The sequence below is a fragment of the Micromonospora chalcea genome, from assembly GCF_028768405.1.
Lineage (GTDB): Bacteria > Actinomycetota > Actinomycetes > Mycobacteriales > Micromonosporaceae > Micromonospora > Micromonospora chalcea.
The window spans coordinates 458,081-480,161 of the sequence record NZ_CP118233.1 but is presented as its reverse complement, the minus strand read 5'-3'; the positions used below and the strand labels follow the sequence as shown (position 1 = coordinate 480,161).

The following is a 22,081-nucleotide window of genomic DNA, read 5'->3' as shown; positions in this document are numbered from 1 at the left end:
ATGTGTCGCCGCCCCATGTGCCAGGGGGCACCCGGCTCGTACGTTCATGCGCCATGACGGCAGAACCCGTGGTGGTCCCCCACGTCGTACACGTCGACCTGACCGGCCGTACCGCGCTGGTCACCGGCGGCGGCAGCGGCATCGGACGCGCCTGCGCCCTGCGCCTGGCGGCGGCCGGCGCGACAGTGGTGGTGCTGGACCGCGACGAGGCGGCGGCCGGGGCGGTGGCCGCCGAGGCCGGTGGCCGGGCCGTCGGGATCGACCTGGCCGACCCGGCGGCGGTGGACCGCCTCGACGTCGACGCCGACATCGTGGTCAACAACGCCGGCCTGCAGCACGTCTCGCCGGTGCAGGACTTCCCGGTCGAGCGCTTCGAGTACATCCAGCGGGTGATGGTCGAGGCGCCGTTCCTGCTGGTGCGCCGGGCGCTGCCCCGGATGTACGCGAACGGCTGGGGCCGGATCGTCAACATCTCCTCGGTGCACGGGCTGCGCGCCTCGCCATTCAAGGCCGCGTACGTCTCGGCCAAACACGCGCTGGAGGGCCTGTCCAAGGTGGTCGCGCTGGAGGGCGCCGCGCACGGCGTCACCGCCAACTGCATCAACCCGGCGTACGTGCGGACCGCGCTGGTGGAGAGCCAGATCGCCGACCAGGCGGCCACGCACGGCATCGGCGAGGACGAGGTGGTCGAGAAGATCATGCTGGCCCGGGCGGCGATCAAGCGGCTGATCGAGCCGGAGGAGGTGGCCGAGCTGCTGGCGTACCTGTGCTCCCCGCCGGCCGCGTTCCTCACCGGCGCCTCGATCGCCCTCGACGGGGGCTGGACGGCGAACTAGTGGCGCCACGCACAATGTCGGTCATGTCGTCGCCGGTCGAGTTCCTGGAGTTGCTGGCGCGCGAGGCCGCCGCGGTCGAGTTCGAGGGTCCGCTGGTGGCCGCGCGCGCCGCCGGGCTGCCCGCCGACCGGCTGGCCGAGCTGGAGCAGGCGAAGGTGGTGGCGCTGCGGGTACGGGCGCTGCTGGCCCGGCGGCGGCGCCGGGAGACCGAGCTGTCCGGCCTGTACGACACCGCGAGCGACCTGGCCGGGCTGCGCGACCTGGACGACGTGCTGCACGCGATCGTGCACCGGGCGCGGATCCTGCTCGGCACCGACGTGGCGTACATGACGCTCAACGACGAGGAGCGCGGCGACACGTACATGCGGGTGACCGACGGCTCGATCTCGGCCCGGTTCCAGCGGCTGCGGCTGGAGCTGGGCGACGGCCTGGGCGGCCTGGTGGCGCAGACCGGCACGCCGTACGTCACCTCGAACTACCAGGAGGACGAGCGGTTCCGGCACACCGGCGAGATCGACGGCGGGGTGGGCGAGGAGGGCCTGGTGGCCATCCTGGGCGTGCCGCTGCGGCTGGGCTCCAGCGTGATCGGCGTGCTGTACGCGGCGAACCGCTCGGCCCGGCCGTTCGCCCGGGAGGAGGTTTCGCTGCTGGTGTCGCTGGCGGCGCACGCGGCGGTGGCGATCGACACCGCGCGGCTGCTGGCCGAGACGCGGGCGGCGCTGGCCGAGCTGTCGGCGGCGAACAGCACGATCCGGGCGCACAGCAGCTCGGTGGAGCGTGCCGCCGCCGCGCACGACCGGATGACCGCGCTGGTGGTGCGCGGCGGCGGGATGGAGGACGTGGCCGCGGCGGTCACCGAGGTTCTCGGCGGCGCGCTGTTGGCGCTGGACTCCGAGGGCCGGCGGCTGGCCCGGGTCGGCGAGATCGAGGAGCCGGACCGGGCGGACATCGTGGAGGCGGTCGCCGCGTCGCGTACCGAGGGGCGCAGCGTGCGCCGGGGTCCGCTCTGGTACGCCGCGGTGGTGGCCGGCGCGGAGAACCTGGGCGCGCTGGTGCTGCGCCCGGACGACGAGCTGGTCGACGCCGACCAGCGCATCCTGGAGCGGGCCGCGCTGGTGACCGCGTTGCTGCTGCTGTTCCGCCGCACGGTGGCCGAGGCGGAGGGGCGCGTGCGCGGCGAGCTGCTGGACGACCTGATCGCCCGGCCGCTGCGCGACGCGGACGCGCTGCGGGCGCGGGCCCGCCGCATCGGGGTGGACCTGGACGCGCCGCACGTGCTGGTGGCGGTCGGCGACGACGCGTTCGCCGAGACCGGTTCGGCCCGGCAGCGGGTGCTGTCCTGGGCCACCACGTACGCCTCGACCCGGGGCGGCCTGGCGGCGGCGCGCGACGGGCGGGTGGTGCTGATGCTGCCGGGCCGGGACGCGGGCGGCGCGGCCCGGGCGGTGGCCCGGGACCTGTCGCGGGTGACCGGGCGGCCGGTGACGGCGGGGGCGAGCGGCCCCTCGACCGGGCCGGCGTCGCTCGCAGTCACGTTCGCCGAGGCGGAGCGCTGCCTGTCCGCGCTGGGCGCGCTGGGGCGGGCCGGGCAGGGGGCGAGCACCGCCGAGCTGGGCTTCGTCGGGCTGCTGCTGGGCGCGGTGGGCGACGCCGGGGACCGGGACGTGGCCGGATTCCTCACCGCGACAGTGGGTCCGGTGGTGGACTACGACGCCCGGCGGGGCACGGCGCTGGTGAAGACGCTGGAGGCGTACTTCGGGGTGGGCGGCAGCCTGGCCCGGGCCGCCGAGCAGCTGCACGTGCACGTGAACACGGTCACCCAGCGGCTGGAACGGGTCGGGCAGCTGCTCGGCGCGGACTGGCAGCGCCCGGATCGGGCGCTGGAGGTGCAGCTCGCGCTGCGCCTGCACCGGCTGCGCACGCCCACTCGCTGAGCGGCCGGGCACTGCGACCCGGTCTCAGCGGACGCGCAGGCCGTCCAGGACGGTGTCCACGATCCGCTCGGGCACCACCCGCTCGTCCCCGGCGTGCCAGTGCAGCATCCGCTGGGTGAGCATCGGCGCGGTGAGCAGCGCCATGGTCACCTCGATGTCGATGTCGGCGCGGAGTTCGCCGCGCTCGATCGCGCGGCGCAGCACCTCGCGCAACGCCTCGCGGCGCGGCTCGACGATCGCCTCGTACGCCTGCCGGTGGGCCGAGCTGCGGTTCACCTCGGGCACCAGGCACGGCATGATCTTGCGGGCCCGGGGGTCGGCGTGCTGGCCGACGGCGCCGACGAGCAGCACCAGGTCGTCGCGGACGGAACGGCCGGCGCAGTGCGGCGCGGGCCCCTTGAGCGTGCGCAGCGCGTCCAGCAGCAGCGCGTCCTTACCCGGCCAGCGGCGGTAGATGGTGGCCTTGCCGACTCCGGCGCGGGCCGCGATCGCCTCGATGCTCAGCGACTCGACGCTGTTGCCCTCGGCCAGCAGGTCGAGTGTGGCGTCCACGATCGCCTCGTCCGCGCGGGTGCTCCGCGGTCGTCCGGGCGACCGCGGAGCATCCGCCGTGGAAGTCATGTCAGACATTGTCCACGAACCTACGCGGCCCCGGCCAGCTCCCGGTCCGTGGCGGGGGTCGCACCACCGGCGGCGGCGACCGGCCGGCCGGGCATCCAGCGCAGCACGATGACGAGGCCGAGCGCGGCCACCACCGCCGAGACTCCGGCGGCCCAGTGCATGGCCGAGACGAAGGAGTCGTTCGCCGCGTCGATGAGTCGCGGCGCGGCCGGGCCGAGCCGGTCGGCGACCGCGTACGCCCCGGAGACCGACTCGCGGGCCGCGTCGCGTACCGGCGCGGGCAGGGCGGCCACCGCCGGGGCGACCTGGTCGCGGTAGACGGCGGAGAGCACCGAGCCGAGCACCGCCACGCCGAGCGCGCCGGCGACCTGCCGCACGGTGTTGCTGACCGCCGACCCGACACCGGCCTTCTCCCGGGGCAGCGACGACATGATCGACTCGGTGGCCGGGGGCATGATGTTGGCCATGCCGGCGCCCTGGAGGAAGCCGAGCGCCGAGAAGATCCAGATCGGGGTGTCCGCGTCGATGAAGACGAACGCGCCCAGCGCGGTGGCGGTGAGCAGCAGTCCGACCGCCGCCACCGACCGGCCGCCGTAGCGGCGGACCATCGCCGCGCTGCGCGGGGCGAAGATCAGCTGGGCCACCGCGAACGGCAGGAACAGCAGGCCGCTCTCCAGCGGGCTGTAGCCGCGGACGAGCTGCAGGTAGAAGGCGCCGAAGAACATCACGCCCATGGCGGCGAAGAAGACCAGCCCGACCAGCGCCACCGGGGCGGCGAAGCGGGGCACCCGGAACAGCCGTACGTCCAGCGACGGGTGGTCGCTGCGCAGCTCGTGGGCGATGAACCAGCCGAGCACCGCGAGACCGCCCAGCACCGCTACCCACACCTGCGGCCGGTCGAAGCCGTGCTCGCCGCCGTCGATGATGCCGTACGTGAGCGCGACCAGGCCGACCACCGACAGCAGCACTCCGGGCACGTCGACCCGGCCGGGCTTCGGGTCGCGGGACTCCGGCACCAGGGCCGCGACCAGCACCACGCCGAGCGCCACCACCGGCACGTTGATCAGGAAGACCGAGCCCCACCAGAAGCGCTCCAGCAGCGCGCCGCCGAGCACCGGGCCGATCGCCACGCCGAGGCCGACCGCGCCGGCCCAGACGCCGATCGCCTTGGCCCGCTCGCGCGGGTCGAAGACGTTGGAGATGATCGAGAGCGTCACCGGCATGATGGCCGCGCCGCCGACGCCCATGAGCGCGCGGGCCGCGATGAGCTGGGCCGGGTCCTGCGCGTACGCGGACAGCAGCGAGGCCAGCCCGAACAGCGCCAGGCCCAGGACCAGGAAGCGGCGGCGGCCGAGCCGGTCACCGAGCACGCCGAAGGTGAACAGCAGCCCGGCGAAGACGAGCGTGTAGGAGTTGATCGCCCATTCCAGCTCGCCCTGGGTGGCGCCGAGGCCGTGCACCGGGTCGGCGAGGGTGCGCAGCGCGACGTTGAGGATGGTGTTGTCGAGGACGACCACGAGGAGGCTGATCACCAGCACCCCGAGGATCGCCCACCTCCTCGGGTGTCCGGTGTTCCCGTGTGGTTCCACTGCAGGTTCTCCCCCCGGCTCCCCCGCGTCGAAATACGATACGGGTCAGACTCGTAACGGTGACGAGCGTAGGCGCGAGGATTTCGATACGGAACCGGTTCGTATCGAATGTGTGCCAGGTCACTTCTCGGCGTCAGGCGGCGCTACGCAGGCAGGCCAGCGTGGCCTCGCCGAGCGTGGTGAGGCGCTGCGGCACGGCCGAGGTGGGCGGGAACGGCTCGATCCAACCCGGGCCGGCGGCGAGCACCCGTACCCCCGGCAGGTCCCGCCGCAGCCGGACCAGGCGGTACGCGCGGCCGGTCACCGGGGTCTGCGACCAGACCACCACCACCCGCGGACGGACCCGCGCCGCCGCGCTGGCCAGCGCCGACCAGGGCAGGGCCGGGCCGAGGTGCAGCGCGCCGCGCCCGCGCTCGCGCAGCGCCGCGGCGAGCGCGTGCAGCCCGAGGCAGTGTGTCTCGTGCTCGGCGCCGGCCAGCAGCACACCCTGGGCGGGCAGCGGCCGGGTCGGCTCGCGGCCGAACACGTCCAGCCCGACCCGCAGCCCCTCGGAGAGGGCGTGCTCCATCGCGATCTCGGCGGCGCTGTCGCCGCGCAGCGAGCCGAGCAGCGGCAGGCAGACCTGTTCCCAGGCGGGCACCACGCCGGCCTCGGCGGCCAGGTCGAGCAGCAGCCCGGCGACCTGGTTGTCGTCCAGGTCCTCGGCGGCGGCGGTCAGCCGTTTGCGGGCCGTCTCGGCGGCCCCGGCCGGCATGTTCTCGGTCAGCAACGGACGTACCCCCGGGTAGCTCTCCTACCCAGGGGTTCGCTCGCACCGGCCGATCCGGATGCGCCGACGGCGGATCCGGATCGGCCGGTCAGTCCGGGAAGGTCACCACCCAGCGGGCGCCCTCGCCACGGGACAGCCGCGAGAGTGCCTCGGGCGCCTCCGCCAGCGGCACCGTGCCGCTCACCAGCGGGCCGAGGTCGAGATCACCGGCGGCGAGCGCGGCGGCCAGCTCCGGCACCTCCCGGTCCGGGTCGGTCGAGCCGTACACCGAGGAGCGCAGCGTGCGGGCGGAGTGGAAGATGTCCAGCGCGGAGAGGCTGAGCATGTCGTCCTTGCCGCCCATGCCGACCACGGTGACCGCTCCCCCGCGCCGCGTCGCCCGCCAGGCGGCGCGGATGGTGGCGGACCGGCCGACGCACTCGAAGGCGTGGTCCACGCCGCGCCCGTCGGTGCGCGCCCGGATCTGCTTGCCCAGCGTGTCGTCGGAGCGCAGGAAGTCGGTGGCCCCGGCCGCGAGCGCCAGGTCCCGCTTCGCCTCCACCACGTCCACGGCGAGGATCGGCGACGCGCCGGCCCGCCGCGCGGCGGTCAGCACGGCCAGGCCCACCCCGCCGAGCCCGATCACCGCTACCGACTCGCCGGGCGCGACCCGCGCGGTGTTGCGGACCGCGCCGACGCCGGTGAGCACCGCGCAGCCCAGCACGGCGGCCTGCTCCGGCGGCAGCCCGGCCGGCACCGGTACGGCGGCGCGCTGCGGCACCACCACCTCCTCGGCGAGCGCGCCGAGCCCGAGCGTGACCGCGAGGGGCTCACCGGCGGCCGTCTCACCCCGGGGTGTCGACGGGTTGGGATTGGCCGCGCAGAGCCACGGCTCACCGTGCCGGCAGTGCCAGCAGTCCCGGCAGGCCGGCGCCCAGTTGAGCACCACTGGCGTGCCGACCGCGATCGTCGTGTCCGGCCCGGCCTCGGCCACCACGCCGGTCGCCTCATGACCCAGCACCAGCGGGTACGCGGGCGCCAGCGTGCCGTCCACCATGGCCAGGTCGGAGTGGCAGATGCCGGCGGCGCGGATGCGTACCCGCAGCTCGCCCGGGCCGGGGGCGGGCAGGCGTACCTCCTCGACCGCCGGGGTCTCGCCCCGGCCGCGTACCACCAGCGCCCTCACCGCTGGATCGCCTTCAGCTCGGTGAACTCCTCCACGCCGTACGCGCCCAGTTCCCGGCCCAGGCCGGACTGCTTGTAGCCGCCGAACGGGGCGAGCGGGTTGAACGCGCCGCCGTTGACGTCCACCTGACCGGTACGCATCCGCCGGGCCACCGCCAGCGCCGCGTCGGGGTCGGCGGACCAGACCGCGCCGGCCAGCCCGTACCGGGAGTTGTTGGCGATGGCGACCGCCTCGTCGGTGTCAGCGAACGGGATCACCGCGAGCACCGGGCCGAACACCTCCTCCTGGGCGAGCGCGCTGTCCGGGTGCACGTCGGCGAAGACGGTGGGCGCGACGAAGTGCCCCTGCGGCGGCAGCGGCGCGTCCGGTCCGCCGGCGACGAGCCGGGCGCCGTCGGCGAGCGCCCGGTCCACGTGGTCGCGTACCCGCCGGGCCTGCGCGGCGGAGGCGAGCGGGCCCAGCCGGGTGGCCGGGTCGAAGGGGTCGCCGAGCCGGTAGCCGGCCACCGCCGCCGCGACCAGGTCCAGGGCCTCGTCGTAGCGGTCGCGGTGTACGAGCATCCGGGTCCAGGCGGTGCAGGTCTGCCCGGAGTTGAGCAGCGCGTTGCCGACGCCGACCTTGACCGCGGTGGGCAGGTCGGCGTCGGCCAGGACGATGTTCGCGGACTTGCCGCCGAGTTCCAGCGACACCCGGGCGATCCGCTCGGCGGCCAGGTGGGCGATGCGCCGGCCGGTGGCGGTGGAGCCGGTGAACGAGACCAGGTCGACGTCGGGGTGCGCGGCCAGCGCCTCGCCGACCACCGGGCCGGTGCCGGGCACCAGGTTCACCACGCCGGGCGGCAGGCCGGCGTCGGTGATCGCGTCGAACAGCAGGTACGCGGTGAGCGGCGTCAACTCGCTGGGCTTGAGCACCACTGTGCACCCGGCGGCGAGCGCGGGCGCGACCTTCGCGACCACCTGGTGCAGCGGGTAGTTCCACGGGGTGATCGCGCCGACCACGCCGACCGGCTCGCGGACGACGAGCGAGTTGCCGACCGTGTGCTCGGCGGCCGGGCGGGCGGCCAGGTCGACCATGCTCCGCAGCACTTTGAGCGGCAGCCCGGCCTGGACGCGGGTGGCGAGCTTGAGCGGGGTGCCCAGCTCGGTGGCCACGGTGCGGGCGATCTCGTCGGCGCGCGCGGCGAGCGCGGTGTGCAGCCGGTCCAGGTGCGCGGCCCGCTGCTCGGGGGCGGTTGCGGCCCAGCCGGGGAACGCGGCGCGGGCGGCGGCGACCGCGCGGTCCACGTCGGCCGGCGTACCGGCCGGCACCTCGCCGATGATGCTCGCGGTGGCCGGGTTCTCCACCGGGACGGTGTCGTCCGACGACGGGTCGGCCCAGTCACCGGCGATGTGCAGGTGGCGGCGCGTCAGCAGGGCGGGCGGGGCGGCGGCGAGATCCATGGCGTCCTTCGGGGGCGGCGGTGGAAACTAGCGGTGGGAGTTTGGACGCTACTCCGGACCGCCGACCCGTTCCAGCGGGGCGACGGTGGCCGCGTACTCGGCGGCGAGGCCGTGCAGCAGCGCGTCCAGGCCGAGCGCGAACGCCCCCTCGTCCACGCTGCGCTGGTGGCCGGCGAGGCGGTGCGCCTGGTTGAGGTGCGGGTGCGCGGCGTAGAGCGAGGGGTCCTCGACGAAGCCGCGGGCGAACGAGCCGAGCGCGGACCCGGCCACGAAGTAGCGCATCGCGGCCCCGATGTGGGTGGCCCGCGCGGGCGGCCAGCCGGCCCGGACCAGCGCGCCGTAGACCGCGTCGGCCATGGCGAGCGCGGCCGGACGGCGGCCCGGCCCCTGCGCCAGGTACGGCACGATGTTCGGGTGCGCGGCCAGCGCGGCCCGGTACGAGCGCGCCCAGCGGCCGAGCGCGTCGAGCCACTCGTACTCGTCGAAGACGCCGATGTCCACGGTCGCCGCGACGCCGTCGGCCACCGCGTCGAGGATCTCCTCCTTGGTGGCGAAGTGGTTGTAGAGCGAGGGGCCGCGTACGCCCAGCGCGGCGGCGAGCCGCCGGGTGGAGAGCGCGTCCAGCCCGTCGGCGTCGATCAGCGCCAGCGCGGTCTCGACGATCCGGTCGCGGGTGAGCAGGGCCTGTCGGGGTCGGGGCACCTGATCATCATCCTCCTTTCGACATCGGGTCTGGACGCGGGAAAACTTCCAGCGCTAGTTTATAGCCAGTCGACCTGAGGGGGAACCGTGGACTTCGCACTGTCCGACGAGGAACGCGCGATCCGGGACACCGTTCGCACGTTCGTCACCCGCGAGGTGATGCCGCTGGAGGCGGAGGTGCTGCGCCGCGAGCGCGCCCACCAGCCCGGCCTCGACCGCTCCGAGCTGCGCGAACTGCAGCTCAAGGCGAAGAAGTTCGGCTTCTGGGGGCTGGCCACCCCGGAGGAGTACGGCGGCATGGCGCTGCCGGCGGTCATGCAGTCGCTGATCTGGACCGAGCTGGGCCGCACCTTCGTGCCGTTCCGCTTCGGCGGCGAAGCCGACAACATCCTGTTCCACGCCACCGAGGAGCAGAAGCGCGAGTTCCTCATCCCCACCATCGAGGGGGAACGGATCTCCTGCTTCGCCATCACCGAGCCCGGCGCGGGCTCCGACGCGGCGAACATCAAGCTGCGCGCCCGCCGCGACGGCGACGACTGGATCCTCGACGGCGAGAAGACGTTCATCACCAACGGCAACGACGCCGACTTCGCCATCGTGGTCGCGGTGACCGACCCGGAGAAGGGCGCCCGCCGCGGCGGCGCCACCGCGTTCCTGGTGGACCGCGCGATGGGCTGGCGCTCGGAGTTCATCCAGACCATGGGCGAGGGCGGCCCGGCCTCGCTGATCTTCGACGGCGTACGGGTGCCGCACCGCAACATCCTCGGCGAGATCGGGCAGGGCTTCACGCTCGGCATGGAGTGGATCGGCAAGGGCCGCTACACCATCCCGTCGCACGCCGTCGGCATCGCCGAACGAGTCCTCCAGATGGCGATCGACCACGCCAACACGCGGGAGACGTTCGGCGCGCCGATCGCCACCAACCAGGCCATCCAGTGGATGATCGCCGACTCGGAGACCGAACTGGAGGCGGCCCGCTGGCTGATCCTGCGCTCGGCCTGGACGGTCGACCAGGGCCTCGACCCCCGGCACGCCTCCTCGATGGGCAAGCTCTACGGCGCCGGCATGGTCAACCGGGTGGTGGACCGCGCGCTGCAGATCCACGGCGGCATGGGCTACACCCGCGAGCTGCCGATCGAACGCTGGTACCGGCAGGTCCGGCTCTACCGGATCTTCGAGGGCACCGACGAGATGCAGCGGCTGATCATCTCCCGGGACCTGCTACGCGGCTACACGAAGATCGGCGGCCACCTGGCCTGAGCTGTCACCCGACCGCAGCGGTCAGCCGGTCAGCGCCTCGACCGCCCGGTCCACGTCCTCCTCGGTCGTGTAGAGGTGGAACGAGGCGCGGACCCGGCCCGCCCGTACCGCCGCGCGCACCCCGGCGCGGGCCAGCCGTTCCTGCGCGTCCGGCACGTCCACGGAGACGATCGCGCTGTCGCCGGGCGGGCGGCCCAGCCCGGTCAGGAACCGGTTGGCCAGCCCCACGTCGTACGCGCGCACCTCCTCCGGATCGAGGTCGGCGAGCAGCTCCAGCGCGGGCGCGGCCCCGACGTAGCACAGCCAGGACGGGGAGATGTCGAAGCGCCGGGCGTCGTCGGCCAGGCGAAGCGGCAGTCCGTAGTAGGAGGCGTGCGGGTCCTTGCCCGCGAACCACCCGGCCGCGTCCGGGCGAATCCGCTCGCGCAGCTCCGGCGCCAGGTAGGCGAAGGCCGCGCCGCGCGGCGCCATCAACCACTTGTACGCCCCGACCACCACCGCGTCCGCCCGGTCCGCGGCGAACGGCAGCCACCCGCACGCCTGCGTGGCGTCGACCACCACGACGGCGCCGTGCGCCCGGGCCGCCGCGACGATCTCGTCGTACGGAGCCACGACGCCGTCGGCGGACTGCACCACGCTGAACGCCACCAGGTCGGTGCCGGCGTCGATCGCGTCGACCAGGCCGGCCAGCGGCACGGTGCGGACCCGCACCCCGCGCTCCTGCTGGACGAGCCAGGGGAACAGGATCGAGGTGAACTCGCTCTCGGGCACCACCACAGTCGCACCCTCCGGCAGGCTCGCCGCGATCGGCGCGACCAGCTGCGACACGGCGGAACCGATGCTCACGTCGGCGGCGTCCACGCCGGTCAGCCGGGCGAACGCGGCCCGGGACCGGTCCACCGACTCGTCCCACACCTCGAACGACACCCGTCCGCCCCGCCAGTCGGCGAGCACCCGCTGCACGGCGTCCCACACCGGCTCGGGCGGCAGCCCGTAGGTGGCGGTGTTCAACCAGCCCGGTTCCGGCTGCCACAACTTCCGTGCCTGCTCCAGCTCCATCCCCCGACGCTAACCACCCCCACCCCACCCCCGACACCACCAATCCCACCCCCGTGGCCCCCGCACCGCCCACCCCCACGCCCGCCCCCGGCCGGCCCGCCCGACCCCGGCGATCTTGCACTTTCGGCCCCGGCGAATCGGGGCAAACAGGCCATCGGTGGGGCCGAAGCTGCAAGATCGCGGCAGAACGAGGGCGTTGGGGGCGGCGAGATGTACAAAATCGCGCGGCGGAACGAGGGCGAGGGGCGGAACGTGCAAGATCGCGGGGCCAGGCGGGGCACCAGCGCGCCAACTCCCCGTCCCGTCGATCATGAAGTTGGCGGCGACAAATCGGACGTCAGGTGCCGTCAACTTCATGATCGACGCGGTGGGGTGGGGAGGTCAGGGGGGGTGGGGGGAGGTTGGGGAGTGCGGCAGTGAGCTCCTCGCGGACCCGGGGCAGGGGCCAGGTGGCCAGGTCTCGCAGGGAGTGGTGGCGGCGCAGGTGTCGTACCACGGTCAGGCCGACCAGGTAGCCGCACCGCTTGGGCAGGCCGTCGGCCAGCAGCGAGTCCCGCATCAGGAAGTACGGGGCGTGGTGCTCGACGTCGGTGGCGTCGAGGTCGGCGCGGACCCGGCGCAGGATCTCCGGCCACCGGCGGCGGCACTCGTCGAGCCACTGCCGGTGGCCGGGCCGGCCGAACCAGAGGTACTCCTCGTCCGGCCGCCCGGGGTCCAGCTCCGCCGTCACCTGGGTGGCGAGCCCTTCGGTGAACAGGGCGTTCGCCACGCCGTACTCGGGCCAGTCGCGGATCGCGGCGCCGCGGTCGTGCACCACGTGCGCGGCCTCGTGCCGTACCAGCAGGTCGAGATCCTCGGGCGGGCCGAGCTGTTCCACGGCGAGGAAGAGCGCGTACCTGCCGTTCAGCTCACCGGCCCAGCCGTTGGCCTGGTTGCGCCCGACCAGCACCACGCACTCGACCGGCCCGCCGTCGCCGGACCAGCCCAGCGCGCCGGCCACCGCCGCGACGCCGCCGGGCAGCAGCGCGCGTACCGTCTCGGCTCGTGCCGCCAGCTCGGTGGCGCGGCCGCGGAGCCCGTCCAGGGCGGCGGCCACGCCGGCTGCGTCGGACCAGCCGCCGTCGCGGCGCAGCGCCCGGACCACGTCCGGGTGCCCGGCCAGGTAGCGGGAGGTCCACGGCGGGCCGGACCGTTCGGCGCGGGCCAGGAAGTCGGGCACCAGGTCACGGACGAGCAGCAGGTCGGTGGGCGGCATCCGCACGATGCTGCCCGGCCGCGGCGCGGCGGGCAAGACCGCGACGGTACGGGGACAGCTCCGCATCTGAAGGAAGTCTTCAGCAAACTGCCCTTCGACGCAAGGTATCGACATAGACGAACGTCACGCTATAAGGTGCGGCGAACCGGCGACGGGAGCCAGTCGCCCCATGCAGTCGACGAGGAGTGACGTGACAGTTCGGAGACCCTCGCGCCGGGTGAGCCACCTGCTCGGCGGCGCCGTGATCCTCATGATCGGCCTGACCGGCCAGCCGGCCCACGCCGCGCCTCAGCATGACGCGCAGCCGCTCGCCGCGGCCTTCGACCGGGCCGCCGCCGGCTCCGACGTGCCGCGCGACCTGCTCGCCGCGCTCGGGTACGCCGAGACCCGACTGGACGGTCACGGCGGGCAGCCCAGCGCCTCCGGCGGATACGGCGTGATGCACCTGACCAGCAACCCGAAGGTACGGACGCTGGACGAGGCCGCACGCCGGACCCGGCTGGACCGGGCCGACCTGCGTACCCGGGACGCGGCGAACGTGGCCGGCGCGGCGGCCGTGCTGCGCTCCTACGCCGACGAGGCCGGGCTGACCGCGGCGCAGCGCGACGACGTCAACCAGTGGTACGTCCCGATCGCCCGCTACGGCGGCTCGGCGGACGCGGCCACCGCCCGGCTGTACGCCGACGCCGTGTACGACCTGCTCGCCCGGGGCTTCATCGCTACCACGGCTGGCGGCGAGGTCAGCGTGGACGGCCGTCCGGTCGCGCCGCAGCGGGGCCGGTACGCCGCCGTGGCGCCGCTGGGCACCGGCGACTTCGGCACCCTGAGCACCGACTACGGCCCGGCCGCATGGGTGCCGGCCAACTCGTCCAACTACACGGTCTCCAGCCGCGAGTCGGCGTACCCGATCAACTACATCGTCATCCACACCATGCAGGGCAGCTACGCCGGCTCGATCAGCTGGTTCCAGAACGCCGCCGCCGGCACCAGCGCGCACTACCTGCTCCGCTCCTCCGACGGCGCGGTGACCCAGATGGTGCGGGACAAGGACATCGCCTGGCACGCCGGCAACTGGACCTACAACACCCAGTCGATCGGCATCGAGCACGAGGGGTACGTCGACAACGCCTCCTGGTACACCGACGCGATGTACCGGTCGTCGGCGGCGCTGACCCGGTACCTGTGCGACAAGTACGGCATCCCGAAGACCCGCACCAACATCATCGGGCACAACCAGGTGCCGGGCGCCACGCACACCGACCCGGGGTCGAACTGGAACTGGACCTACTACATGCAGCTCGTCACCGGCGGCACCACTCCCCCGCCGACCGCCTGGTCGACGATCGTGGACAACACCACCGCCGGCCGGTTCACCGCGAGCGCCAACTGGGGCACCTCGACGTACTCGGCGCAGCGCTACGGCGCCGACTACCGGTACGCCAACCCCGTCGCGGCCAGCGACACCGCCTGGTACAAGGTGAACATCCCGGCGACGGCCACCTACCGGGTGGAGGTCTGGTATCCGGCGGTGGCCGGCTACAACACCTCCACGCCGTACATCGTCGCGACGACGAGCGGCAACCAGACGGTAGCGGTGAACCAGAGCGCCAACGGCGGTGCGTGGCGGTCACTGGGCACCTTCACCCTGGCCGCCGGTGACGCCAACAAGGTCGGTGTCAGCAGGTGGTCCGGCAGCACCGGGTACGTGATCGCCGACGCCATCCGCGTCACCCGCGTCTAGCCGGCACGTCCCCGCTCGGCCCGGTCAGCTCACGTTGGCCGGGCCGAGCACGCTCTTCAGGTCACCCATCAGCGCAGTGGTCGGCGCGACCCGGAACGGGCCGAGGCGCAGCGTGGTGACCTTGCCGCCGTTGAGCAGCTTGACGTGCACCTCGGTGTCGCCGGGGTGCAGCACGAGCGTCTCCTTGAGCCGTTCCACCAGCGGCGGCGTGCAGCGGTGCACCGGGATGGTGAGCGTGACCGGCTTGTTCGCCGGGTTGCTGGTGACGTCCGGCATGGACATGTCCATCGCCATGATGCGCGGGGTGTCGTCGCGCCGGTCCACCCGGCCCTTGACCACCACGATCGCGTCCTCGGCGATGTACTGGCCGATCACCTCGTACGTGTTCGGGAAGAACAGCGTCTCCACGCCACCGGCGAGGTCTTCGAGGGTGGCCGACGCCCAGGCCCGGCCCTGCTTGGTGACCCGGCGCTGCACGCCGGAGAGGATGCCGGCCAGGGTGACCACCGCGCCGTCGGGCACCGTGCCCTCCTCCGACAGCGCGGCGATGGTGGTGTCCGCGGCGGCGCCGAGCACGTGTTCCAGGCCGAACAGCGGGTGGTCGGAGACGTACAGGCCGAGCATCTCGCGCTCGAACGCGAGCTTGTCGCGCTTGTCCCACTCTCCCTCGCCGATGACCGGCATGACGGTGGTGGTGCCGCCGGTCTCGGACTCGCCGAAGCCGGCGCCGAACAGGTCGTACTGGCCGACCGCCTCCTTGCGCTTGACGTCGGCGTACGCGTCGATGGCGTCGGCGTGCACTGCGAGCAGGCCCTTGCGCGGGTGGCCGAGCGCGTCGAACGCCCCGGCCTTGATCAGCGATTCGATTGTCTTCTTGTTGCAGACCACGGCGTCGACCTTGGACAGGAAGTCGTAGAAGTCGGCGTAGTCGCCCTTCTCCTCGCGGCACCGCATGATCGAGGCGACCACGTTCGCGCCGACGTTGCGTACCGCGCCGAGACCGAAGCGGATCTCCTCGCCGACCGGGGTGAACGGCCCGGCCGAGGTGTTGACGTCCGGCGGCAGCACCTGGATGCGCATCCGGCGGCACTCGGACAGGTACATCGCCATCTTGTCCTTGTCGTCACCGACGGAGGTGAGCAGGGCGGCCATGTACTCGGCCGGGTAGTGCGCCTTGAGGTACGCGGTCCAGTAGGAGACCAGGCCGTACGCGGCGGAGTGGGCCTTGTTGAAGGCGTAGCCGGCGAACGGCACCAGCACGTCCCACACGGCCTGGATGGCCTCGTCGGAGTAGCCGCGCTCGCGGCAGCCGTCCCGGAACGGGATGAACTCCTTGTCCAGGATCTCCTTCTTCTTCTTGCCCATCGCCCGGCGCAGCAGGTCGGCCTGGCCGAGCGTGTAGCCGGCGAGGATCTGCGCGGCGCGCTGCACCTGCTCCTGGTAGACGATCAGGCCGTAGGTGGGCGCGAGGATCTCGCGCAGCGGCTCCTCCAGCTCCGGGTGGATCGGGGTGATCTCCTGGAGGCCGTTCTTGCGCAGCGCGTAGTTGGTGTGCGAGTCCACGCCCATCGGGCCGGGCCGGTAGAGCGCCAGGACGGCGGAGATGTCCTCGAAGTTGTCCGGCTTCATCAGCCGCAGCAGCGAGCGCATCGGCCCGCCGTCGAGCTGGAACACGCCGAGCGTGTCGCCGCGGGCCAGCAGCTCGTACGCCGGCTTGTCGTCCAGCGGCAGGCCGAGCAGGTCCAGCTCCCGGCCGTGGTTGAGCTGGATGTTCTTCACCGCGTCGTCGATGATCGTCAGGTTGCGCAGGCCGAGGAAGTCCATCTTCAGCAGCCCGAGCGACTCGCAGGTCGGGTAGTCGAACTGCGTGATGATGACACCGTCGGAGTCACGCCGCATGAGCGGGATGTGCTCGATGATCGGCTCGGCGGACATGATGACGCCGGCGGCGTGCACACCTGTCTGCCGGATCAGGCCCTCGATGCCCTTGGCGGTCTCGATGACCTTCTTGACGTCCGGGTCGGACTCGTAGAGGCCACGGATCTCGCCCGCCTCGGCGTAGCGGGGGTGCTTCGGGTCGAAGATGCCGGACAGCGGGATGTCCTTGCCCATCACCGCCGGGGGCATGGCCTTGGTGATCCGGTCGCCGACCGCGTACGGGTAGCCGAGCACCCGGGCCGAGTCCTTGATCGCGGCCTTCGCCTTGATCGTGCCGAACGTGGCGATCTGCGCGACCTTGTCCTCGCCCCACTTGTCGGTCACGTACTTGATGACCTCACCGCGCCGGCGCTCGTCGAAGTCGATGTCGACATCGGGCATGGAGACGCGCTCGGGGTTGAGGAACCGCTCGAAGATCAGGCCGTGCGGGATCGGGTCGAGGTCGGTGATGCCGAGCGCGTACGCCACGAGCGAGCCGGCCGCCGAGCCACGCCCGGGGCCGACCGCGATGCCCTGGCTCTTGGCCCACTGGATGAAGTCTGCGACCACGAGGAAGTACGACGGGAAGCCCATCTGGATGATGACGCCCAGCTCGTACTCGGCCTGGACGACGTGGCCCTCGGGGATGCCGTTGGGGAAGCGGCGCTTCAGCCCGGCGAAGGTCTCCTTGCGGAACCAGGACTCCTCGGTCTCGCCCTCGGGGATCGGGAAGCGCGGCATCAGGTTGTGGAACGTGAACATGCCGGCCGGGTCGACCTTCTCGGCCACGAGCAGCGTGTTGCGGCAGCCCTGCTGCCACAGCTCGGAGGAGTCGACGGCGCGCATCTGGTCGGCGGACTTGACGAAGTAGCCGCCGCCCTCGAACCGGAACCGGTTGGGGTCGGCCACGTTGCTGCCGGTCTGTACGCAGAGCAGCACGTCGTGCGCCTCGGCCTGCGCCTCGTGGGTGTAGTGCGAGTCGTTCGTGACCACCGGCGGGATGTCGAGCTTGCGGGCGATCTCGGTGAGCCCGTCGCGGACGCGGCGCTCGATGTCGAGGCCGTGGTCCATGATCTCCAGGAAGTAGTTGTCCTTGCCGAAGATGTCCTGATAGGCGGCGGCGACCTTGAGCGCCTCGTCGAACTGGCCCAGCCGCAGCCGGGTCTGCACCGCGCCGGACGGGCAGCCGGTGGTGGCCATGATGCCCTGGGCGTGCTCGGCGATCAGCTCCATGTCCATCCGGGGCCACTTCACGTAGTGGCCCTCCATGGAGGCGCGGGAGTTGAGCTTGAACAGGTTGTGCAGGCCGTCGCGGTTGGCCGCCCACATGGTCATGTGGGTGATCGCGCCGTTGCCGGAGACGTCGTCGCTCTTCTGCTCGGGGCGCCCCCACTTGACCCGCGCCTTGTGGAAGCGCGACTCCGGCGCGACGTACGCCTCGACGCCGAGGATGGGCTTGACCCCGGCGTCCATGGCCTGCTTGTAGAAGTCGTTCGCGCCGTGCATGTTGCCGTGGTCGGTGATCGCCACCGCCGGCATGCCGAGCCGCGCCGCCTCGGCGAAGAGGTCCTTGAGCCGGGCCGCCCCGTCGAGCATCGAGTACTCGGTGTGTACGTGCAGATGCGCGAACGAATCGCCCATGCGTGGCGCCCCCCGGGTTGTGGATCAAGCTGCGTCGGAGTCGACCGACCCACCCTACCGAGGTGATCTCGCGGGCTCCACCGTCCGCGCCGGGCGTGGCCCGGGTCTCTCCGGCCGGCCGGTGTGCGGCACGCGATGTTCTTCTCTATTGCAATGGTGTGTGGCACACACTATCGTGTTGAGCATGGTCAGCGAAGAGGTCCTCCGGACCCACCTCCAGGAGCTACGGCGCGGCACTGTCGTGGTGGCCAGCCTGGTCGCCCTGCGCCGCCCCGACTACGGATACGCCCTGCTGCAACGGCTGGCCGCGCACGGCTTCGCGGTCGACGCCAACACGCTCTACCCGCTGCTGCGCCGGCTGGAGGACCAGGGCCTGCTGACCAGCGAGTGGAACACCGAGGAGAGCCGGCCGCGCAAGTTCTACCGGACCAGCGGCGACGGCGAGTCCGTCCTGAACCGCCTGCTCGACGACATGACCGCGGTGCGGACGTCCGTCACCGACCTGATCGAAGGAGCGGAACGATGAGTTCCCTGACCGACCGTTACGTCGCCGCCACCATGCGGGCCGTGCCCGCGCAGCGCCGCCTGGAACTCGCCGAGGAACTGCGCGGCTCCATCGCCGACATGATCGACGACCGGACCGCGGGCGGGCAGGACCACGCCTCCGCCGAACGCGAGGTGCTCACCGAGCTGGGCCACCCGGAGAAGCTCGCGGCCCGCTACAGCGACCGCACGCTGCAACTCATCGGCCCGCGCTACTACCTGACCTGGTGGCGGCTGCTGCGACTGCTGCTCACCTGGATCCCGGCGATCGTCGGCGTGCTCTCCGGCGTCACGAAGGCGCTCGTCGACGGCGAGCCGGGCGCGGCGATCGGCGCGGCGATCGTGGCCGCCATGCAGACCGCGGTGCAGATCGCGTTCTGGGTCACGCTGGTGTTCGCCGTGCTGGAACGCACCCGCACCCCGCTCGGCCTGCCCGAGTGGACCGTCGACCAGCTCCCCGAGGAGACCCGGGAACGGCAGATCAACCACTCCGACAGCATCGCCTCGGTGGTGTTCCTGCTCGCCACCATCGGCCTCCTGATCGGCCAGCACTTCCAGCGCTGGACCACCGACGACGGCACCCGGCTGCCGGCGCTCGACCCGGCGCTCTGGAGCTTCTGGCTGCCGGCCCTGATCGTGGTGCTGCTGGCCACCGTCGGCCTGGAGATCGCCAAGTACCGGTCCGGCCGGTGGACCTGGCCCCTGGTGGCGGTCAACGCGGTGCTCAACGTCGCCTTCGCCGCCCCGGTGCTCTGGCTGCTCGCCACCGACCGGCTGCTCAACCCGGAGCTGGTCGAGCGGTTCGCCTGGCTGCGCGACGGCGGCACCGTCGAGTTCGCCCGGGTGGCGGGCGCGGTGGTCGTGCTGGTCGCGATCTGGGACGTGATCGACAGCGCGGTCAAGGCCGCCCGCGCCACCTGAGCCACGCCCGGCCCGGCACGCCCCGTCGAGGGCGTGCCGGGCCCTTCCGGGTACGCGGGCAGTCAGGCCGCCGCCCGCCACTCCCGGGCCAGCAGAGCGTAGACCACCTCGTCGGTCCACTCCCCCTTGACGAACTCGTTCTCCCGCAGGTGCGCCTCCCGGCGCATGCCGAGCCGCTCCAGCAACCGGGCCGAGGCGGTGTTGCGGGCGTCCAGCCGGCCGACGATCCGGTGCAGGCCCAGCCCGTCGAAGCCGATCCGCAGCAGTTCCCGGGCCGCCTCGGTGACGTACCCGCGGCCGGTGTGCGCGGGATGCGCCACGTACCCGATCTCGCCCTGCCGGTGCTCCCCGCTGGTCCAGCTCAGCAGCACGTCGCCGACGAACTCGCCGGTGTCCGCGACCGTCACGGCGAGGTTGAGCACGTCGCCGGGGGCGCGCAGCGCGGTCCGCCGGACCAGCCGCTCGATCGCGGCCCGGGCGGCGCCGTCGTCGTACGGCTCGTGGTAGAGGTAGCGGGTGACCTCCGGGCGGCCCCGGTAGTCCCGGAGCACGGTCACGTCCGTGGCGGTGAAGGCGCGCAGCAGCAGACGCTCGGTACGCAACGGCAGATCAGGCACGAACACCCCGGCAGGCTACGTCGGCACTGTCGTCCGGCCCACCCGATTACGCCCCGGCCACCGCGACGGCCCGGTCGGTGGCATGGTCGTACGGTGAGCACCGCACCCACCACCGCCTGGCGCCGGCCGGCTCCCACGGCGGCGCAGTTCCGCGCCGACCTCTGGGTCGGGCTCGCGGTCACCGTGCTGGCCCTGTTCGAGCTGACCCTGGCGTACAGCACCGGGGCGTTCCTGCTCGGGCCGCCGCCGAGCGTCGCCGAGCAGGTCTGGTGGACCGTCGCGGTGACCGCCCCGCTGGCCGTACGGCGGCGCTGGCCCGCCACCGTCGCGGTGATCGTGGCCGTCGCCTTCGTCGCCGGGCAGGCCCGGGCGGTCCCGCTGGCCCAGATCCCGTCGGGCGCGCTGTTCGCCGCCCTGTTCACGCTCGGCGCGTGGGGCACCGACCGGCGGCTGGCCGGGCGGCTGCGGGCCGGCATCATCGTGGCGATGTTCGCGTGGCTCTGGCTGTCCCTCGCGTTGCGGGCCGACCAGATCTCCGCTGCCTCCTTCGCCGACGCCGCCGGCCCGGTGCCGCCGGTGCTCGCCGCAGTGGTGAACGGTGTGCTCTACAACGTGCTGTTCTTCGGCTTCGCCTACTACTCCGGGCAGACCGCCTGGGTGGCCGCGCGCCGCCGGCACGAGCTACGCGAACAGGCCGAGCAGCTGCGCCGCTCCCAGGCGGAGGCGCGCGAGCGCGCGGTGATGGGCGAGCGGGTCCGCATCGCCCGCGAACTGCACGACGTGGTCGCCCACCACGTGTCGGTGATGGGCGTGCAGGCCGCCGCGTGCCGGCGCGTGTTCGACCGGGACCGGGACAAGGCGCGTACCGCGCTGGCCGCCATCGAGCAGACGGCCCGCACCTCCGTCGACGAGCTGCGCCGGATGCTCGGCGTGCTGCGCGACCCGGACGCCGCGGCCGGCGCGGTCACCGCGCCGGAGGACACCGCCGGCATCGACCAGGTCCGCGCGCTCGTCGACCGGGCCCGGGAGACCGGGCTACGGGCCGACCTCGGGGTGTACGGGGAGCCGGTGCCGCTGCCGCGCTCGGTGTCGCAGGCGGCCTACCGGATCGTCCAGGAGGCGGTGACGAACGTGGTCAAGCACGCCCACGCCACCACGCTGGACGTGCGCATCCGCTATCTGGCGAGGGAGTTGGAGATCGACGTGAGCGACGACGGGCAGGGCGGCGCGCCGGCGGCCGGGACCGGGCTCGGCCTGATCGGCATGCGGGAGCGGGTCGCCGCCCACGGCGGTGAGGTGGAGGCCGGGCCGCGCCCCGGCGGCGGGTTCCGGGTCCGGGCCCGCATGCCGCTGCCGGTCGAGGCCGCCGGGCGGGCGGCGTGAACGCGCCGGTACGGGTGCTGCTCGTCGACGACCAGCACCTGGTCCGGACCGGTTTCCGGGTCATCCTGGAGGTCGAGGACGACATCGAGGTGGTCGGCGAGGCCGCCGACGGGCAGCGCGCCGTGTCGATGGCGTCCGCGCTGCGGCCGGACGTGGTGCTGATGGACGTGGAGATGCCGGTGCTCGACGGGCTGGAGGCCACGCGCCGGATCACCGGCGACGCGACGCCGGGCGGCCCGGCGGTGCTGATCCTCACCACGTTCGACCGGGACGACTATCTGTTCGCGGCGCTGCGCGCCGGGGCGAGCGGCTTCCTGCTGAAGAACGGCACCCCGGAGGACCTGGTCGAGGCGGTGCGGGTGGTGGCGCGCGGCGAAGGGCTGATCGCGCCGGCGCTGACCCGGCGGGTGATCTCCACGTTCGCCCGGCCCGGCGGGGCGCCGCCGGACCCCCGGCACGACGCGGCGACGGCGGACCTGACCCCGCGCGAGCGGGAGGTGCTGGAGCTGGTCGCGAGCGGCGCCAGCAACGCCGAGATCGCGGACGTGCTGCGCGTCGGCGAGGCGACGGTGAAGACCCACGTCAGCCGCGTCCTGGCCAAGCTGGGGCTGCGCGACCGGGTGCAGGCGGTGGTGTTCGCGTACGAGCACGGGGTGGTCCGGCCCGGCGGATGACGCCGGTCCGTCGCA

Annotated in this window: 18 protein-coding genes; 8 read left to right on the top strand and 10 right to left on the bottom strand. The window is 73.2% G+C overall.

What is annotated here, in order from left to right; all coding sequences use genetic code 11:
* The first annotated feature begins 53 nt into the window (after positions 1 to 53).
* The gene (locus PVK74_RS02215) at positions 54 to 836 is read left to right on the top strand and encodes a 3-hydroxybutyrate dehydrogenase (protein ID WP_030502539.1); all 783 of its coding nucleotides are present in this window, start codon (positions 54 to 56) and stop codon (positions 834 to 836) included.
* 14 nt (positions 837 to 850) lie between these two features.
* Positions 851 to 2,770, top strand: a complete 1,920-nt coding sequence (locus PVK74_RS02210; RefSeq protein WP_064448548.1) for a helix-turn-helix domain-containing protein — start codon at positions 851 to 853, stop codon at positions 2,768 to 2,770.
* Positions 2,771 to 2,794: 24 nt separating this feature from the next.
* On the opposite strand, the gene PVK74_RS02205 is transcribed toward PVK74_RS02210, so the two are convergent.
* The 6 genes from PVK74_RS02205 to PVK74_RS02180 all read right to left on the bottom strand — a co-directional run bounded on the left by PVK74_RS02205 (position 2,795) and on the right by PVK74_RS02180 (position 9,055).
* Positions 2,795 to 3,400: a TetR/AcrR family transcriptional regulator gene (locus tag PVK74_RS02205; protein ID WP_030502541.1), complete on the bottom strand. Its 606-nt coding sequence runs from the start codon at positions 3,398 to 3,400 to the stop codon at positions 2,795 to 2,797.
* 11 nt (positions 3,401 to 3,411) lie between these two features.
* Entirely contained in the window at positions 3,412 to 4,980 is a 1,569-nt protein-coding gene (locus tag PVK74_RS02200; RefSeq protein WP_064448531.1) for an MFS transporter, read from the bottom strand.
* A gap of 133 nt (positions 4,981 to 5,113) precedes the next feature.
* Positions 5,114 to 5,749, bottom strand: coding sequence for a transcriptional regulator (locus PVK74_RS02195; protein ID WP_223201133.1), 636 nt, complete (start codon positions 5,747 to 5,749; stop codon positions 5,114 to 5,116).
* Between the two features lie 88 nt (positions 5,750 to 5,837).
* Positions 5,838 to 6,914 (bottom strand): alcohol dehydrogenase catalytic domain-containing protein, encoded by a 1,077-nt coding sequence (locus tag PVK74_RS02190; RefSeq protein ID WP_231915646.1) that lies wholly within the window; start codon positions 6,912 to 6,914, stop codon positions 5,838 to 5,840.
* Positions 6,911 to 8,353 carry an aldehyde dehydrogenase family protein gene (locus PVK74_RS02185; protein ID WP_064448532.1) on the bottom strand — a complete coding sequence of 481 codons (1,443 nt, stop codon included), beginning with the start codon at positions 8,351 to 8,353 and terminating at the stop codon, positions 6,911 to 6,913. Before PVK74_RS02185 ends, PVK74_RS02190 begins: the two co-directional genes overlap by 4 nt.
* Before the next feature lie 48 nt (positions 8,354 to 8,401).
* On the bottom strand, positions 8,402 to 9,055 hold the full coding sequence (locus PVK74_RS02180) for a TetR/AcrR family transcriptional regulator (RefSeq protein ID WP_043324983.1): 654 nt from the start codon (positions 9,053 to 9,055) through the stop codon (positions 8,402 to 8,404).
* 87 nt (positions 9,056 to 9,142) lie between these two features.
* Here PVK74_RS02180 and PVK74_RS02175 point away from each other — a divergent pair, with 87 nt between their 5' ends.
* Entirely contained in the window at positions 9,143 to 10,315 is a 1,173-nt protein-coding gene (locus PVK74_RS02175; protein WP_043324984.1) for an acyl-CoA dehydrogenase family protein, read from the top strand.
* Positions 10,316 to 10,336: 21 nt separating this feature from the next.
* Here the strand turns inward: PVK74_RS02175 and PVK74_RS02170 are convergent, their stop codons facing one another.
* Both PVK74_RS02170 and PVK74_RS02165 read right to left on the bottom strand, forming a co-directional pair.
* Positions 10,337 to 11,374, bottom strand: a complete 1,038-nt coding sequence (locus tag PVK74_RS02170; RefSeq protein ID WP_069087659.1) for an aminotransferase class V-fold PLP-dependent enzyme — start codon at positions 11,372 to 11,374, stop codon at positions 10,337 to 10,339.
* A gap of 337 nt (positions 11,375 to 11,711) precedes the next feature.
* The gene (locus PVK74_RS02165) at positions 11,712 to 12,665 is read right to left on the bottom strand and encodes a hypothetical protein (protein ID WP_274478044.1); all 954 of its coding nucleotides are present in this window, start codon (positions 12,663 to 12,665) and stop codon (positions 11,712 to 11,714) included.
* 754 nt (positions 12,666 to 13,419) lie between these two features.
* Between PVK74_RS02165 and PVK74_RS31180 the strand changes: the two genes are divergently transcribed.
* Positions 13,420 to 14,370 (top strand): golvesin C-terminal-like domain-containing protein, encoded by a 951-nt coding sequence (locus tag PVK74_RS31180; RefSeq protein ID WP_420800529.1) that lies wholly within the window; start codon positions 13,420 to 13,422, stop codon positions 14,368 to 14,370.
* 24 nt (positions 14,371 to 14,394) lie between these two features.
* Here PVK74_RS31180 and dnaE read toward each other — a convergent pair whose 3' ends face one another.
* Positions 14,395 to 17,928, bottom strand: a complete 3,534-nt coding sequence (gene dnaE, locus PVK74_RS02155; protein ID WP_064448535.1) for a DNA polymerase III subunit alpha — start codon at positions 17,926 to 17,928, stop codon at positions 14,395 to 14,397.
* Between the two features lie 184 nt (positions 17,929 to 18,112).
* Here dnaE and PVK74_RS02150 point away from each other — a divergent pair, with 184 nt between their 5' ends.
* Together PVK74_RS02150 and PVK74_RS02145 are read left to right on the top strand one after the other, a co-directional pair.
* Positions 18,113 to 18,454 carry a PadR family transcriptional regulator gene (locus PVK74_RS02150; protein WP_113973159.1) on the top strand — a complete coding sequence of 114 codons (342 nt, stop codon included), beginning with the start codon at positions 18,113 to 18,115 and terminating at the stop codon, positions 18,452 to 18,454.
* The gene (locus tag PVK74_RS02145) at positions 18,451 to 19,392 is read left to right on the top strand and encodes a permease prefix domain 1-containing protein (protein WP_113973160.1); all 942 of its coding nucleotides are present in this window, start codon (positions 18,451 to 18,453) and stop codon (positions 19,390 to 19,392) included. Before PVK74_RS02150 ends, PVK74_RS02145 begins: the two co-directional genes overlap by 4 nt.
* Positions 19,393 to 19,454: 62 nt before the next feature.
* Here the strand turns inward: PVK74_RS02145 and PVK74_RS02140 are convergent, their stop codons facing one another.
* Positions 19,455 to 20,015 carry a GNAT family N-acetyltransferase gene (locus PVK74_RS02140; RefSeq protein ID WP_274478040.1) on the bottom strand — a complete coding sequence of 187 codons (561 nt, stop codon included), beginning with the start codon at positions 20,013 to 20,015 and terminating at the stop codon, positions 19,455 to 19,457.
* Between the two features lie 87 nt (positions 20,016 to 20,102).
* Here PVK74_RS02140 and PVK74_RS02135 point away from each other — a divergent pair, with 87 nt between their 5' ends.
* Complete coding sequence (locus PVK74_RS02135) at positions 20,103 to 21,392, top strand: sensor histidine kinase (protein WP_043324994.1); 1,290 nt, start codon at positions 20,103 to 20,105, stop codon at positions 21,390 to 21,392.
* Positions 21,389 to 22,066, top strand: a complete 678-nt coding sequence (locus PVK74_RS02130; protein ID WP_274478039.1) for a response regulator — start codon at positions 21,389 to 21,391, stop codon at positions 22,064 to 22,066. The genes PVK74_RS02135 and PVK74_RS02130 overlap by 4 nt, the downstream gene beginning before the upstream one ends.
* Positions 22,067 to 22,081 lie beyond the last annotated feature (15 nt).